The organism is Rhizobacter sp. (assembly GCF_031412495.1).
Lineage (GTDB): Bacteria > Pseudomonadota > Gammaproteobacteria > Burkholderiales > Burkholderiaceae_C > Schlegelella_A.
On sequence record NZ_JANODC010000151.1, the window covers coordinates 1 to 14401 of the forward strand.

Annotated in this window: 14 protein-coding genes and 1 pseudogene; 10 read left to right on the top strand and 5 right to left on the bottom strand. The window is 71.1% G+C overall.

Features of this window, described 5'->3' with window-relative positions; translation table 11 throughout:
• A partial coding sequence (locus AC30N0_RS05445; protein ID WP_489516911.1) for an MFS transporter occupies positions 1-1246 on the bottom strand: 1246 nt, incomplete at its 3' end.
• Positions 1247-1410: 164 nt separating this feature from the next.
• Here AC30N0_RS05445 and AC30N0_RS05450 point away from each other — a divergent pair.
• Positions 1411-1869, top strand: coding sequence for a DUF4148 domain-containing protein (locus AC30N0_RS05450; protein ID WP_489516912.1), 459 nt, complete (start codon positions 1411-1413; stop codon positions 1867-1869).
• Positions 1870-1905: 36 nt separating this feature from the next.
• Positions 1906-2418, top strand: coding sequence for a flavin reductase family protein (locus AC30N0_RS05455; protein ID WP_489516913.1), 513 nt, complete (start codon positions 1906-1908; stop codon positions 2416-2418).
• Here AC30N0_RS05455 and AC30N0_RS05460 read toward each other — a convergent pair.
• The 4 genes from AC30N0_RS05460 to AC30N0_RS05475 are packed head-to-tail and all read right to left on the bottom strand — an operon-like array spanning position 2394 to position 5524.
• On the bottom strand, positions 2394-3053 hold the full coding sequence (locus AC30N0_RS05460; RefSeq protein WP_489516914.1) for an ATP-binding cassette domain-containing protein: 660 nt from the start codon (positions 3051-3053) through the stop codon (positions 2394-2396). The two genes, AC30N0_RS05455 and AC30N0_RS05460, sit on opposite strands and share 25 nt — an antisense overlap.
• Positions 3050-3778 (bottom strand): ABC transporter ATP-binding protein, encoded by a 729-nt coding sequence (locus AC30N0_RS05465; RefSeq protein ID WP_489516915.1) that lies wholly within the window; start codon positions 3776-3778, stop codon positions 3050-3052. The genes AC30N0_RS05460 and AC30N0_RS05465 overlap by 4 nt, the downstream gene beginning before the upstream one ends.
• Positions 3745-4485: an ABC transporter ATP-binding protein gene (locus tag AC30N0_RS05470; RefSeq protein ID WP_489516916.1), complete on the bottom strand. Its 741-nt coding sequence runs from the start codon at positions 4483-4485 to the stop codon at positions 3745-3747. Before AC30N0_RS05470 ends, AC30N0_RS05465 begins: the two co-directional genes overlap by 34 nt.
• The gene (locus tag AC30N0_RS05475; RefSeq protein ID WP_489516917.1) at positions 4472-5524 is read right to left on the bottom strand and encodes a branched-chain amino acid ABC transporter permease; all 1053 of its coding nucleotides are present in this window, start codon (positions 5522-5524) and stop codon (positions 4472-4474) included. The genes AC30N0_RS05470 and AC30N0_RS05475 overlap by 14 nt, the downstream gene beginning before the upstream one ends.
• Positions 5525-5611: 87 nt before the next feature.
• Between AC30N0_RS05475 and AC30N0_RS05480 the strand changes: the two genes are divergently transcribed.
• From AC30N0_RS05480 to AC30N0_RS05515, 8 genes and pseudogenes are all read left to right on the top strand, one after another.
• Positions 5612-6478, top strand: coding sequence for a MurR/RpiR family transcriptional regulator (locus AC30N0_RS05480; protein ID WP_489516918.1), 867 nt, complete (start codon positions 5612-5614; stop codon positions 6476-6478).
• Positions 6475-8481 (top strand): annotated as a pseudogene (locus AC30N0_RS05485) (bifunctional 5-dehydro-2-deoxygluconokinase/5-dehydro-2-deoxyphosphogluconate aldolase). The gene AC30N0_RS05480 and the pseudogene AC30N0_RS05485 overlap by 4 nt, the downstream one beginning before the upstream one ends.
• A complete protein-coding gene (locus tag AC30N0_RS05490; protein WP_489516919.1) occupies positions 8478-9383 on the top strand; it encodes an NAD(P)-dependent oxidoreductase in 906 nt (301 codons plus the stop codon). Before AC30N0_RS05485 ends, AC30N0_RS05490 begins: the two are co-directional and overlap by 4 nt.
• 64 nt (positions 9384-9447) lie before the next feature.
• Positions 9448-10785: an ABC transporter substrate-binding protein gene (locus AC30N0_RS05495; RefSeq protein ID WP_489516920.1), complete on the top strand. Its 1338-nt coding sequence runs from the start codon at positions 9448-9450 to the stop codon at positions 10783-10785.
• Between the two features lie 10 nt (positions 10786-10795).
• Positions 10796-11725 carry a branched-chain amino acid ABC transporter permease gene (locus AC30N0_RS05500; RefSeq protein ID WP_489516921.1) on the top strand — a complete coding sequence of 310 codons (930 nt, stop codon included), beginning with the start codon at positions 10796-10798 and terminating at the stop codon, positions 11723-11725.
• Positions 11722-12471 carry an SDR family NAD(P)-dependent oxidoreductase gene (locus AC30N0_RS05505; RefSeq protein WP_489516922.1) on the top strand — a complete coding sequence of 250 codons (750 nt, stop codon included), beginning with the start codon at positions 11722-11724 and terminating at the stop codon, positions 12469-12471. Before AC30N0_RS05500 ends, AC30N0_RS05505 begins: the two co-directional genes overlap by 4 nt.
• A gap of 16 nt (positions 12472-12487) precedes the next feature.
• Entirely contained in the window at positions 12488-13315 is an 828-nt protein-coding gene (locus tag AC30N0_RS05510) for an SDR family NAD(P)-dependent oxidoreductase (protein WP_489516923.1), read from the top strand.
• A gap of 28 nt (positions 13316-13343) precedes the next feature.
• Positions 13344-14339, top strand: coding sequence for a TRAP transporter substrate-binding protein (locus AC30N0_RS05515; RefSeq protein ID WP_489516924.1), 996 nt, complete (start codon positions 13344-13346; stop codon positions 14337-14339).
• Positions 14340-14401 lie beyond the last annotated feature (62 nt).

A 14401-nucleotide genomic window follows, 5' to 3' on the forward strand; every position in this document is an offset into this window, starting at 1 on the left:
TGCCGATGTCGAACGCCGGGATGAGGAGGCCGGGCAAGGCCCCCTTGCCGCTCACCGAGAGCCACCAGAAACCGAGGTTGCTCGCCGTCTGCAGCAGGCCGAACAGCATGAGCGAACGCCAGAGGCCGAGCTTGAGCATCAACGCGCCGCCGAGGAGCGCGCCGCCGATCGTCAGCCAGAGGCCGATCACCTTGTTGACCACGCCGACCTCGGCCGGCCCGTAGGCCATGCCCTGGAGCAGGAACGGCGTCATCAGCGAGCCGGCGAACGCGTCGCCGAGCTTGTACAGGACGATGAAGGCGAGGAATGCGGCGGCGCCGGGCTGGACGAAGTAATCGCGCAGGCCGCCGAGGAGGGTGTCGAAGCGGGCCGCGCGGGCCGCCCAGGCGGCCAGCGGCAGGGTCACGGCGATGCCGACGCCGAGCACCGCGAGATCGATCCAGCCGCCGGCGCCGGATGGCGCCACCGCCGCGCCGCGCCAGGCAGCAGCCACGGCCTCGATCGCGGCCCGGCCGAGCCGGTCGCTGACGACGAAGCCGACGCCGACCGCGGCAGCGACGGCAAGGAAGCCGATCAGGTCGTTGCGGGCGACGCTGGTCGGCGCGGCGGCCGACGGCAGGCGTGGCAGCAGCGTCGCCGAGACGACGGCGGCGCCGGCCATCAGCATCGCCATCACGCGGTAGACCTCGGGCCACGACCAGCCGCCGCCCTGCGCCGGGTCGACCCAGATCAGGGTGATGCCGCCCGAGAGGATCATCGCCAGCCGGTAGCCGAGGACGTTGACCGACGAGCCGAGGCCGCGCTCGGCGCTGGCGAGCAGGTCGGTCCGGTAGGCGTCGACCACCACGTCCTGCGACGCCGACATGAAGGCGACCAGGCCGGCCAGCAGCGCGAAGGCGCGGATCGCGCCGGCGGGCGGCGTCGCCGCCATCCAGAACAGGGCCGCGGCGAGGCCGAGCTGGGTCAGGACGAGCCAGCCGCGCCGGCGCCCCAGCCAGGGCAGCTCGAAGCGGTCCATCAGCGGCGCCCACAGGAACTTGAAGGTGTAGGGCAGGCCGACCAGGCTCAGGAAGCCGATCGTCGCCAGGCCCACGCCCTCGGCGCCGAGCCAGGCCTGCATGGCCTGGCCGGTGAGGGCGAGCGGCAGGCCCGAGGCGAAGCCGAGCACGGTGACCGCCGCCAGCCGATGCAGGGACGCGGCATCGAGGCGCGTCGCGGTGGCCGCACGGCCAGCCGGGAATGTCATCGCCCGAGTCTAGGGAGCGGCCATCGTGAATACCGCACTCGCGCCGAGTGCAGTGCGCACTCGGCACGCGCGCTCGGCTTTCCTACATTGACCCTGCCTGCCGCTCTGCGACGGCAGCCCGAGTCCCCGGGTCGAAGCCATCCATCACCGCCAAGGAGTTCATCATGATTGCCCGTCCCTCCGTCTTCGTCTCGATCGCCCTGGCCGCGCTCGCCTCGGCCTGGGCCGCCCCGCACGCCTCTGCCTCGGACCCCGGCCCGACCCGCGCCGACGTGCGGGCTGCCGTGATCGAAGCCCGTGCCGCCGGCGAGCTGATGCCCGCCGGCGAAAGGTCCTTCGTCCTCGCCACCGGGCCCGGCACCGCCGACCGCGCCACCGTGAAGGCCGCCGTGCTGCAGGCCAGCGCCGATGGCGAGCTGGTGCGGGCCGGCGACCGGCCGACGCCGTCCGTCGCCGCCAGGTCGCTTCGCGCCCGTGCCGACGTCAAGGACGAAGTCATGCTGGCGAAGGCCGGCAACGCCCTGATCCCGGCCGGCGAACGCCTGAGCTCGTTCGAGCCGGCGAGCGTCCCGGCGCGCGCGTACCGGCCGCAGGTCGAGAGGACGGCGTCGGCGCGCCGCTGAGCACGGCACCGCCGATCCATCGCCGACAATCGGCGCATGGCCCGCTCCCCGGCGAAAGCAACGCCCCGCGCCTTCTCCAGCACCCAGTTCCGCGCCGCGCTCGGCACCTTCGCGACGGGCGTCACCATCGTGACGGCGCGCGATGCGGCCGGGCTGCCGGTGGGCATCACCGCCAACTCGTTCGCCTCGGTGTCGCTCGACCCGCCGCTGGTGCTGTGGAGCCTGGCCCGGGTCGCCGGCACGATGCCGGTCTTCGAGCAGGGCTCGCACTACGCCATCAACATCCTCGCCTCCGACCAGCACGACCTGGCGACGCGCTTCGCCAGCCGCTCGATCGACCGCTTCGCCGGCGTGCCGTTCAGAGAGGGGCGCGGCGGGGCGCCGGTGCTCGAAGGCACGGCCGCGGCCTTCGAGTGCTTCAACCGCAGCCGCTACGAGGAGGGCGACCACGTCATCTTCGTCGGCGAGGTCGAGCACTGCGAGCGGCGCGACGGCGCGCAGCCGCTCATCTTCCACGGCGGCCGCTACTTCACCGAGCTGCCGCTCTGATCGGGCGCTCCCGGGCGAGGCGGCGCGAGCCCGCCCAGGTAGGCGCGCACCGGCGCGTCGGCGACGAGCGCAGCGAACGACTCGGCGAAGCTCAGCCGGCCGGCCTTGACGAAGATGAAGCGTTCGCAGCACTCGCGCAGGATGTCCAGGTGCACGGGCTCGTTCGGATGCAGGCAGAGGAAGACGAGGCGGTCACGGGCGCGCAGCGTCCGGAAGAAGTCGAGCATGAAGCCGATGTAGCCGTCCTGGGTGTTGAACTGAGGCTCGTCGAAGAGGTGAACGCGCGGCGAATCGGTCGCGGCGCGGGCCATGGTCGCCTCGGGACGGGTGCGCCGGAACGAGCGGACCTGGTAGGACTGGTGGTAGTGGATGGCGACGCGGTCGCGCTCGCCGTAGCGCACGGCGTGGATGTCCTGGCCGCCGACGATCACGCGGCCGGCGCTCGGCACGTTGCTGCCGGTGATCAGCTCGAAGAGTGTCGTCTTGCCGGAGCCGTTCGGCCCCATCACGCCGATCACGCCCGGCCCGTCGATGCGGAAGTCGGCCTCGAGCGAAAACGTCATTTGCCGGCGCATCAGCCCGCGCGTGTAGCGCTTGGCGAGCCGGTCGACGTGGAGCAGCGGCGGCATCGTCATGCGCCCAGCAGCTCGACGCGCCGCGATGCGTCGTCGCGCAGCGCACCGGCCGCGCCGCGGTGCACGACGCGGCCGCGGTCGAGGACGTAGACGGTGTCGGCGACCGCCAGCGCGCTCTGCACGTTCTGCTCGACGAGGAGGACGGCGATGCCTTCTTCCTTCAGCCGCGTGATCGTCCTCATCACGTCCTGCACCACCTTCGGCGCCAGACCCTGGCTCGGCTCGTCGAAGAGGACGAGGCCCGGCGAGCCGAGCAGGGCACGCGAGATGGCGACCATCTGCATCTCGCCGCCGGAGAGGTTCTCGCACTCGCGGTGCTGCAGGTACTCGAGGGCGCTGAAGATCTCGAAGCACTCCTTCTCGCGCCAGGCCCGGAAGCGCGTCTTCTTGCGGGCGATCGACAGGTTGCGCGCGACGGTGAGGGTCGGGAAGATGCGGCGGTCGTCGGGCACCCAGCCGACGCCGGCGCGGGCGATCTCGTGCGTCGGCGCGCGGGTGACGTCGCGGCCGTCGAAGCGGACGCTGCCGCGGCGCGCCGGCGTCAGGCCGAGCACGGAGCGCAGCAGCGTCGTCTTGCCGGCGCCGTTCGGGCCGAGCAGGGCGACCACCTCGCCGCCGGCGACCTCGAGCGACACGTCGAACAGCACCTGCGTGTCGCCGTAGAAGGTCTCGACCCGCTCGAGCGCCAGCATCACGCCTCCCCCAGGCTCGATCGCCGCACCCACGGGTTCTCGCGCAGCTCCGCCGGCGTGCCGGCGGCGATCACCTGGCCCCAGTGCAGCACCGACACGGTGTCGGCGAGGCGGAACAAGAAGCGCATGTCGTGCTCGATGATCACGATCGTGAGAAGCCGCTTGAGCTCGCCGATGAGCTCGGCCAGGCGGGCGGTTCCTTCGCTGCCGAGGCCGGCCGTCGGCTCGTCGAGGAAGAGCAGGCGCGGCTCGGCGGCGAGCGCGACGGCGATCTCGAGAGCCCGCCGTTCGCCGTAGGACAGGCCTTTCGCCTGGACGTGCTCCTTGCCGGCAAGACCGACCCGCGCCAGCACCGAGGCCGCCTGCTGCTCCGCGGCCGAGTCGGTGCGCAGGTCGCGCCAGGCGTTGAAGCCCTGGCGACGCACGCGCGGCAGGGCGATGACGACGTTGTCGAGCGCGCTGTCGTCGTCGAACAGGTTCATGACCTGGAACGAGCGCGAGATGCCCTGCTCGGCGATGCGCCGCGGCGGCAGGCCCGTGATGTCGACGCCGGCGAAGCGGACGCGGCCGGCATCGGGGGCGTGGCGGCCGGTCAGCACGTTGAAGCAGGTCGTCTTGCCGGCGCCGTTGGGGCCCATGATTCCCGACAGCCGCCCCTCCTCGAAGGTCAGGCTCAGGTCCTGCAGGACGACCTGGTCGCCGAAGCGCTTGTGCAGGTGCGACGCTTCAAAGAGAGCCATGGGCGCCCAGCGTGGCAGGCCTTGCCGCAGGCTCCGCCGTCGACCCGGCGGCGCGGCGGACGCGACGTGCATCGCGGGCGCGCATCGCGGCCTGCCAGATCCCGGCGATGCCTTCCGGCTTCCAGAGAACCATCGCGACGAACAGCAGGCCGTACCAGAGCAGCCAGGTCTCGGTGGCGGCGCCGAGCACGTCGCGGGCGAGGATGAAGAAGACGGCACCGATCGCCGGGCCCCAGAAGCTGACCAGGCCGCCGCCGATCAGCACCATCATCACGACGAAGCCCGACGAGTGCAGGCTCATCACGTTCGGATAGGCGGACTGCTGCGCCATCGCGAACATCGCGCCGGCGAGGCCGGCGAAGCCCGAAGCGATGACGAAGCTCAGCCACTTGTAGCGCCACACGTGGTAGCCGACGAAGGCGGCGCGCACCTCGTTCTGCCGGATCGCGGCGAGGACGCGCCCGAACGGCGAATGGACGAGCCGCCAGAGCACGACGAGAGCGACGGCAAAGACGCCGAGGCAAAAGTAGAAGAGCGACTGGTTCGGGCGCAGGCTCACCTCGGCGAAGCCGAACGAGGCGACCGGCCGGGCGATGTTCTGCAGGCCGTCCTCGCCGCCCGTGACGCTGTGCCACTTGACGGCGACGAACCAGAACACCTGGCCGAAGGCGATCGTCAGCAGCGCGAAGTAGATGCCGCGCTTGTGCGCGACGCAGGCGCCGACGATTGCCGCCAGCAGAAGCGTCACGAGCACGGCGCCAAAGAGGTCGAGCCACAGGTTGGCCGAGACGCGCTGCTGCAGCAGGCCGAAGGCATAGGCGCCGGCGCCGAAGAAGGCGCCGTGCCCGAACGACGGCAGGCCGGTCGTGCCGAGCATCAGGTTGTAGCCCAGCGCGAACAGCATCCAGATCATGACCTCGAGGGCGAGGTACTGATAGAGCCCGACGCGCGCCAGCCAGAGCGGCGTGGTCGCCAGGACCAGCAGCAGCACGAGCATCGGCAGGGGCAGGAAGCCGGCGCGGGCCGGTGCGGTGGGCATGGTCGGGAAACGACGGTGGACAGAAAGAAATGTACGTTCTAGTATTCCTCTCATCAAGAACTTTTGTTCTAACCAGCGACATTTGCCGTGACCGCACGTCCGAGCAGCTTCGAGGAACTGAAGGAGGCGATCACGCGCGCCTATCCGACCCTGTCGCCGCAGCTGCAGCGCATCTCGCGCTTCGCGCTCGAGAAGCCGCACGACCTGGCGCTCGGCACCGTCGCCGCCGTCGCCGCGGCCAGCGCGGTGCAGCCGTCGTCGATGATCCGCTTCGCCAACGCGCTCGGCTTCAGCGGCTTCTCGCAGATGCAGCAGCTGTTCCAGAGCCATCTCGTGGAGCGCAGCGCGCCCTACCGCGAGCGCATCGCCCAGATGCGCCGGAGCGGCGGCGGCGCGGACGACAGCGGCGTCCTGCACCGTTTCGTCGGCGAGGCCATCGGCGAGCTGCAGCAGCTCGAGGAGCACGTCGATGCAGCGCGCCTGGTAGGCGCGGCGCACCTGCTCGCCGCCGCGCCGCAGATCCACGTCCTCGCGCAGCGGCGCGCCTTCCCGGTCGCCTGCTACCTCGCCTACGCGCTCAGCCAGCTCGAGCTGCGCGCGCATCTTCTCGATGGCCTGGGCGGCATGCTGAACGAGTTCACGCAGGTAATCCGCCCCGGCGACGCGCTTCTCGTGGCCAGCTTCCGCAACTACACGCCGGTCGTGGCGGAGACGGCGCTCGCCTGCCGCGCCCGTGGCGTGTCGGTGGTCGCCATCACCGACGGCCCCCTGTCGCCGCTGAAGCCCGCGGCGGACATCTGCTTCGAGCTCGGCGACGATTCCAGCAAGCCGTTCCGTTCGCTGGTCGGGCCGCTGTGCCTGGCGCAGGCGCTCGTCGTCAGCATCGGCCAGCAGCTGCCGGCCAAGACGCCGTCGGCGCGTCCCCGGCGGCTGCGCAAGGCGAACGGTCGATGAACACCGCTGCCGCGTCCGTGCCTGCACCCGCCGCGGCGGCCCGCCCGATCGACGTCGTCTGCATGGGCCGCGCCGCGGTCGACCTCTACGGCGAGCAGGTCGGCGGCCGCCTCGAGGACATGCGCTCGTTCGCGAAGTACCTCGGCGGCTCGCCGGCCAACACCGCCGTCGGCGTCGCCCGGCTCGGCCTGAAGCCGGCGATGCTCACCCGCGTCGGCGACGAGCACAACGGCCGCTTCGTCCGCGAGCGGCTGGCCGCCGAAGGCGTCGACGTGAGCCAGGTCCGGACCGACCCGAAGCGCCTCACCGCCCTCGTCTTCCTCGGCATCCGCGACCGCGACACGTTCCCGCTCCTGTTCTACCGCGACGACTGCGCCGACATGGGCCTGGAGGCGGGCGATGTCGAGCCGTCCTGCATCGCCTCGGCGAGCGCGCTGCTGCTCTCGGGCACGCACCTGTCGCGGCCGGGCACGCTCGCCGCCTGCGCGCGCGCCATCGCGCTCGCCCAGGGCGGCGGCACGCGCGTCGTCCTCGACATCGACTACCGGCCCGTGCTCTGGGGCCTGACCGCGCCGGGCCTCGGCGAGCAGCGCTACGTCGAGTCGGCGGCGGTGAGCCGGCAGCTGCAGGGCGTCGTGCCCGCGTGCGACCTGATCGTCGGCACCGAGGAAGAGATCTGCATCGCCGGCGGCTCGCCCGACACCCTGACCGCGCTGCGCCGCCTGCGCGAGCTGACGCGCGCGACCCTGGTCCTCAAGCGGGGGCCGATGGGCTGCATCGTCTTCGCCGCGGCGATTCCGGCTGCGCTCGACGACGGTCTCGGCGGGCCGGGCTTTCCGGTCGAGGTCTTCAACGTCCTCGGCGCCGGCGACGCCTTCATGGCCGGCTTCCTGCGCGGCTGGTTGCGCGACGAGCCGCTCGCCACCTGCTGCGCCTGGGCCAATGCCTGCGGCGCGCTGGTCGTGTCGCGGCACGGCTGCGCGCCGGCGATGCCGAGCTGGACCGAGCTGCAGCACTTCCTCGCGCACGGCTCGCCGCAGCGGGCCCTGCGCCACGACGCCGACCTCGAGCACCTGCACCGCGTCACGACGCGCCTGCGCGAGTACCCGGAGCTGGCCGTGCTCGCCTTCGACCACCGCGTGCAGCTGGAGGACATCGCCCGCGACGCGGGCCCGCCGGCCGGCGACGCCGACACCGGGGCGCGCATCGCCCGCTTCTAGGGCCTGCTCGCCGCGGGCGCGCGGCTCGGCGCGGCGACGCTGCCGGCCGGCCTGGGCGCCGGCATCATCGTCGACGATCGCTACGGCGAGGACGTGCTGCCCGCGCACACGGGCGGCAGCTGCTGGGTCGCGCGGCCGGTCGAGCGGCCCGGCTCGCGCCCGCTCGCCTTCGAAGCGGGCGACGGCCTGGCGCTCGCCCTGCGCGAGTGGCCCACCGAGCACCTGGCCAAGTGCCTCGTCAACCACCACCCCGATGATCCGGCGCCGCTGCGCGAGGCGCAGATGGCGCAATTGCGCACGCTGCAGCAGGCCTGCATCGGCACCGACCGCGAGTTCCTGGTCGAGGTCATTCCGCCGCGCGAGCTGCCGGCCGCAGCCGACACCCTGGCGCGGGCGCTGGCGCAGATCTACGCCGCCGGCGTGCGGCCCGACTGGTGGAAGCTGCCGCCGCCGGCCGACGCGCGCGCCTGGCAGCTGCTGGACGACTGCATCGAGGCGCACGACCCGCACTGCCGCGGCATCCTGCTGCTCGGCATGGAGGCGAGCGAGGCGGCACTGTCCGACAGCTTCGCGCTGGCGGCGCCGCACGCGCGCTGCAAGGGCTTCGCCGTGGGTCGCTCGATCTTCGCGGAGGCGGCCGTCGCCTGGTTCGCCGGACGCATGGCCGACGAGGCGGTGATCGCCGCCGTCGCCGATCGCTACGGCCGCCTCGTCCGCCTCTGGCAGCGGGCACGCGAGGACGCGCGGACCGCCGCGCACCCACTTCTGGAGAACACCGCATGACCACCAGGATCGGCTTCATCGGCATCGGCATGATGGGCCACGGCATGGCCAAGAACCTGCTCGCCAAGGGCTACCCGCTCACCTTCAAGGCCCATCGCAACCGCGAGCGCCTGGGCGACCTGCTCGGGGCCGGCGCCGTCGAGACGGCGACCGATGCCGAGGTGGCGCGACAGAGCGACATCGTCTTCATCTGCGTCTCGAGCTCGCCGCAGATCGAGGCCATCGTCTGGGGCGCCGACGGGCTGGCGCAGGCGGCGCGGCCCGGGCTCGTGATCGTCGACACGTCGACGGCCGAGCCGTCGTCGACCGAGCGCATCCGGGCCGACCTCGGCAGCCGCGGCACCCGCTACATCGACGCGCCGCTGGCCCGCACGCCGAAGGAGGCCGAGGAGGGCCGCCTCAACACGATGGTCGGCGCGGAGCCGGCCGACTTCGAGATGCTGAAGCCGGTGCTGCAGGCCTTCTGCGAGAACGTGTTCCACGTCGGACCGCCGGGCACCGGCCATGTGCTGAAGCTGATCAACAACATGCTCGCCATGACGGCGGCGGCGTCGATCGCCGAGGCCGCCGCGGTGGCCGCCAAGAGCGGCCTGCCGCTGACCAAGCTGTTCGAGGTGGTGAGCGCCGGCGGCGTCAACTCCGGCATCTTCCAGATGATGTTCGGCAGGATGCTGCAGGGCGATCTCGGCGGCCTGAAGTTCGCCATCGCCAACGCGCAAAAGGACCTGCGCTACTACACCCACCTGGCCGAATCGCTGCCGGTGCCGAGCTTCGTCGCCGAGGCGGCGCACCAGAGCTTCGTGCAGGCCAGCAACCTCGGCTATGGCGAGCGCTACATCGCCTCGCTGTTCGAGGCCCAGGAGCTGACGGCGAAGGTCAGGATCATCCCGCGCCCCGGCTGAAGCCGGCCGCGTCCACCCGACGGCGCCACGAAGCGCCGCGTCACATCAACGAACGGAGACGACCATGAGCAGCGATTCACGAGGCAAGGACAGCCAGGCACGCAATGCCGCGCGGCGCAAGCTTCTCAGGACCTCGGCACTCGCCGTCGCCGGTGCCGGCCTCTACGGCGTGGCGCCGTTCTACGGACCGTGGAAGACGAACCGCGCCTGGGCCCAGTCGGCCCAGAAGAAGCCCCTCGTCATCGGCCTGACCATGGACGCGAGCGGCCAGTACGCAGCCTCCGGCGCCGACGAGCGGCTCGGCGCCATGATGGCCATCAAGGAGTTCAACGCCAAAGGGGGTGTCCTCGGCCGGACGATCGAGGCGATCCACATGGACACCGAGACGACGCCAGCCACCGGAACGCGCATCGCGGAGCGGATGATCACCCGCAACGAGGCGGCGTTCCTGATCGGCGCCGTCCACTCGGGCGTCGCCAACGCGATCTCGCAGGTGGCGCAGAAATACGGCTGCGTCTACCTCAACACCAATTCGAGCTCGCCGACCGAGGCCGGCAAGGACTGCCACCGCGTCAAGTTCGTCTGGGACGGCAACGGCACCAACTTCTCGCACGCCATCGTCAAGAACGCGATGCGCGTCAACGGCAGGAACTGGCTGCTCCTGACCAACGACTACGTCTGGGGCCACACGACCTCGAAGGCGACGCGGGCGATCATCGAGGCCAACGGCGGCAAGGTCGTCGACGAGCTGCTCGTGCCGCAGAACACGCGCGACTTCGCCTCCTACCTGCTCAAGATCCAGCAGATCAAGCCCGACGTGGTCGCAACCGCGGTCGGCGGCGACGACATCAAGTCGCTGCGCCAGCAGGTGGTGCAGTCGAAGATGAACATGAAGCCGGCCTGGATCAACAACCAGCAGGACTGGCCCGACGTCTACGGCCTCGGCCCGGACGCGATCTTCGGCGTGTTCGGCACCAACTGGTACTGGAAGCTCGACCTGCCCGGCGTCCCCGAATTCGTCGCTGCCTACCAGAAGCAGTACCCGGGCATCGCCATCAAGACGCCGGGCAACGTCTACTACAACGGCTACATGGCGACGCGCGAGCTGCTGAAGGCGGTCGAGCGGGCCGGCACGACGAACAACCTGAAGGTGATCCAGGAGCTCGAGACCCTGAAGGTCTCGGCACGCGACCGCATGCAGCACCACGACGCGTACATGAACCCGGCCACGCACCAGATGCAGCAGACCATCTACATGGCGAGCTACAACGACAAGCCGACCGAGAAGGACGACATCTACCGCATCCTCGCCCAGGTGTCGCCGCAGGACGTCGAGGACAAGGAGGCGGCCGGCGCCTGCAAGCTGGAGACGATGGCGGCAACGCCGAGCTACGAGCAGTGAGCGGCAAGCCGTGAGTGCCGTGCAGCAGCTCCTGCCCCACCTCGTCAACGGGGTGTCGCTGGGGCTGCTGTTCGCGCTGATCGCGCTCGGCTTCATGCTGATCGTCGGCGTCATGGAAACGATCAACCTGGCGCACGGGTCGCTGTTCGCGCTCGGCATGTACTTCGCGATCTTCGCGATCACGCCGCAGCTGGGCTGGTTCCCGGAGCTGCAGGCCGCCTACCTGGCGCTGCCGCTCGGCACCCGCTACGCGGTCGCGCTGCTTCTGGCGCCGATCCTGGTCGGCGTCTTCGGCATGGGCCTCGAGCTCTGCATGCGCCGCACCTACGGGCGCGACCCGCTCTACGGGCTGCTCCTGACCTTCGGCGCGGCGCTCGTCATCGAGGAACTGATCCGCGTCGTCTGGGGCTCGGGCGAGCAGCAAATGCCGGTGCCGGAGGCGCTCTCGGGGGCGGTCCTGGTCGGCGACCTCCTCTACTCGCGCTACCGCTTCTTCGCCGCCGGCTTCGCCATCGCGATGATCGGCCTGCTCTGGTTCTTCCTCGAGAAGACGCCCTACGGCTCGATCGTCAAGGCCGGCGCGCACGACAGCGAGATGGTGCGCGCGCTCGGCATCAACCTGTCGCGCCTGCGCCTCATGGTGTTCGCCCTCGGCGTCGGCCTGGCGGCGATCGCCGGCGTGGTGATGGCGCCGATCTGGGGCGTGCGGCCGCAGGTCGGTGTCGACGCGGTGGTGCCGGCCTTCCTGATCATCGTCCTCGGCGGCGTCGGCAGCCTGTGGGGCGCCGTGGCCGCCGGGCTGCTCGTCGGGCTGGCGGTCGGCCTGACCGGCGCCTACGCTTCAGAATGGTCGCTGCTGTCGATGTACCTCCTGTTCATCGCCGTCGTCACCTTCCGCTCGCGCGGCCTCTTCGGCAAGAAAAGCATCCTCGACACATGACGAACCGACCGCTCGAAGGCAGGGTGGCGCTGGTGACCGGCGCCGCGGGCACCATGGGGCGTGCCGTCGTGCGCGCGCTGGTCGACGACGGCTGCCGGGTCGCCCTGGTCGACATCGCCGCCGAGCCCTTGCGCGCGCAGGTGTGCGACCTGGGCGACCGCGTCCTCGCCGTGGTCTGCGACATCGCCGACGCCGGCGCGGTGACGGCGGCGCACGGCCGCGTCGTGCAGGCGTTCGGCGAGGTCGACATCCTCGTCAACAACGCCGGCATCCTCTCCAACAACAAGCTGGAAGCGACCAGCGTCGAGGAGTGGCGGCGCGTCCTCGGCGCCAACCTCGACGGCGCCTTCTACTGGGCGCAGGCGGTGGTGCCGGCGATGAAGGCGCGCCGATGGGGCCGCATCGTCAACACGGGCTCGCTCGCCGCCAAGACCGGCGGCCTCACCGCGGGCACTGCCTACGCCGTGTCCAAGGGTGCGCTGGGCGCGCTCACCTTCTCGCTCGCGCGCGAGCTGGCGGCGCACGGCGTCACCGCCAACGCCATCGCGCCGGCCTACGTGCGGACGCCGATGGTCACCGAGCAGCTGAACGAGGCGCAGCGGCAGTCGCTGCTGCGCCAGATCCCGGTCGGCCGCTTCTGCGAGCCCGAGGAGTTCGCGCACGCGGTGCGTTTCCTCGCCTCGCCGCTCTCGGGCTTCATCACCGGCGAGATCCTCGATCTCAACGGCGGCCTGGTGATGGACTGACGCCGACGAGCGGCCCATGCCTGAACCCGTTGCACCCAGGCCGGACTACGCCACGACGCTCGCGGGCCGGGCCAGCCTCGCCGGCCGCGTCGCCTTCGTGCCCGGCGGCTACGGCGGCATCGGCGAAGCGATCGCCTGGGGGCTGGCCCTGGCCGGTGCGCGGGTCGCGGTCGCCGGCCGCAGCGCGGACCGGGCCGAAGCGCTCGCCGGGGCGCTGCGCCGTGCCGGCCACGACGCGATCGGCTTCGCCATGGACGCGCACGCCGCCGCGTCGATCGCGACCGCGGTCGACGCGGTGGCCACGCGCTTCGGCGGGCTCGACCTGCTCGTCAACTGCGTCGGCATCCAGCGCGAGGAGCGCCTGGCCGAGGTGACCGAAGCCGCCTTCGACGAAGTCGTTCAGGTCAATCTCAAGGGCGCGATGTTCCTGGCCCAGGCCGCCGCCCGCCATCAGGCCGCCGCCGCCGCGGCCGGCCGCGCGCCGGGCCGGCAGGTCCATGTGCTCTCGGTGCGCGCCGTGCTCGGCATGCGCGATCGCGGCTACTCCGCCTACTGCGCGACCAAGGGTGCGCTCGTCATGCTCATCCGCCAGCACGCCGTCGAGCTGTCGGCGCACGGCATCACCGTCAACGGCGTCGCGCCGACGGTGGTGCGCGGCGAGATGGGCCGGCACTGGCTCGCCGACCCGGCCACGCGCGATCGCCTCCTCGCCCGCATCCCGCTCGGCCGCGTCGCCGAGCCGGAAGACGTGGTCGGCGCGGCCCTCTTCTTCTGCAGTCCGGCCGCGTCCTTCGTGACCGGCCAGGTCCTGTACGTCGACGGCGGCCTCACGGCCACTCAGTGATCCTTCACGACAACCCAGGAGACAAGTCATGGACAAGCGTCAACTGATCCGGATCCTCGCCGGCGGCGTCGTCGCCGCGGCGGCATTGCTCGCCGCGCCCGCGGAATCGGCGCAGGCGAAGGTGGTCTGGAAGGCCTCCGACGTGCACCCGCTCGGCTACCCGACGGTGGAGGCGATCCAGCGCATGGGCAAGAAGCTGGAGGCGCAGACGAACGGCCGCATCTCGATCCAGATGTACCCGTCGATGCAGCTCGGCGGCGAGAAGGAGATGATCGAGCAGGCGCAGGTCGGCGCGCTGCAGATCGCGCGCATCTCGGTCGGCGCCATGGGCCCGGTGGTCGACGACCTGAACGTCTTCAACCTGCCCTTCATCTTCCGCGACGAGAACCACATGCGCAAGGTGATCGACGGCGCGATCGGCGCCGAGCTGCTCGACAAGATCAATTCCAACCCGGCGTCGCGCATCGTCGCCCTCGGCTGGATGGACGCCGGCGTGCGCAACGTCTACGGCAAGAAGGCGGCGGCGACACCGGCCGACCTCAAGGGCCAGAAGATCCGGATGATGGGCAACCCGATCTTCGTCGAGACCATGAACGCGATGGGCGGCAGCGGCGTGGCGATGGGCTTCAACGAGCTCTACAGCGCCCTCGAGACCGGCGTCGTCGACGGCGCCGAGAACAACCCGCCGACCCTGCTGGCGCAGAACCACTACCAGATCAGCAAGGTCTACAGCCTGACCGGGCACCTGATCATTCCCGAGATCTTCATCTTCTCGAAGCGCACCTGGGACGGCCTGTCGGCCGAAGACCAGGCGATGCTGAAGAAGCTCTCGCGCGAGGCGCAGATGGAGCAGCGGCAGCTCTGGGACGAGAAGACGAAGACCGCCGAGACCGACCTCAAGGCCAAGGGCGTGAGCTTCGTCGTCGCCGACAAGGCGGCGTTCTACAAGGCGACGCAGCCGATCCGCGACAAGTACGGCGTCAAGTACGCCGCTCTGCTGAAGCGCATCCAGGACACCCAGTAAGCGCATGCGAGCCGCCTACGCCTCGGCGATGGAGCGGCTCTACCTCGCCTGCATCGTGGTCT

What these genes read in the sequence shown, in the direction of transcription:
- AC30N0_RS05505 (WP_489516922.1), top strand. Translation starts at nt 11,722, where the DNA reads ATGACGAACCGACCGCTCGAAGGCAGGGTGGCGCTGGTGACCGGCGCC.
- AC30N0_RS05450 (WP_489516912.1), top strand. Translation starts at nt 1,411, where the DNA reads ATGATTGCCCGTCCCTCCGTCTTCGTCTCGATCGCCCTGGCCGCGCTC.
- AC30N0_RS05460 (WP_489516914.1), bottom strand. Translation starts at nt 3,053, where the DNA reads ATGACGATGCCGCCGCTGCTCCACGTCGACCGGCTCGCCAAGCGCTAC.
- AC30N0_RS05470 (WP_489516916.1), bottom strand. Translation starts at nt 4,485, where the DNA reads ATGGCTCTCTTTGAAGCGTCGCACCTGCACAAGCGCTTCGGCGACCAG.
- AC30N0_RS05495 (WP_489516920.1), top strand. Translation starts at nt 9,448, where the DNA reads ATGAGCAGCGATTCACGAGGCAAGGACAGCCAGGCACGCAATGCCGCG.
- AC30N0_RS05510 (WP_489516923.1), top strand. Translation starts at nt 12,488, where the DNA reads ATGCCTGAACCCGTTGCACCCAGGCCGGACTACGCCACGACGCTCGCG.
- AC30N0_RS05475 (WP_489516917.1), bottom strand. Translation starts at nt 5,524, where the DNA reads ATGCCCACCGCACCGGCCCGCGCCGGCTTCCTGCCCCTGCCGATGCTC.
- AC30N0_RS05455 (WP_489516913.1), top strand. Translation starts at nt 1,906, where the DNA reads ATGGCCCGCTCCCCGGCGAAAGCAACGCCCCGCGCCTTCTCCAGCACC.
- AC30N0_RS05490 (WP_489516919.1), top strand. Translation starts at nt 8,478, where the DNA reads ATGACCACCAGGATCGGCTTCATCGGCATCGGCATGATGGGCCACGGC.
- AC30N0_RS05515 (WP_489516924.1), top strand. Translation starts at nt 13,344, where the DNA reads ATGGACAAGCGTCAACTGATCCGGATCCTCGCCGGCGGCGTCGTCGCC.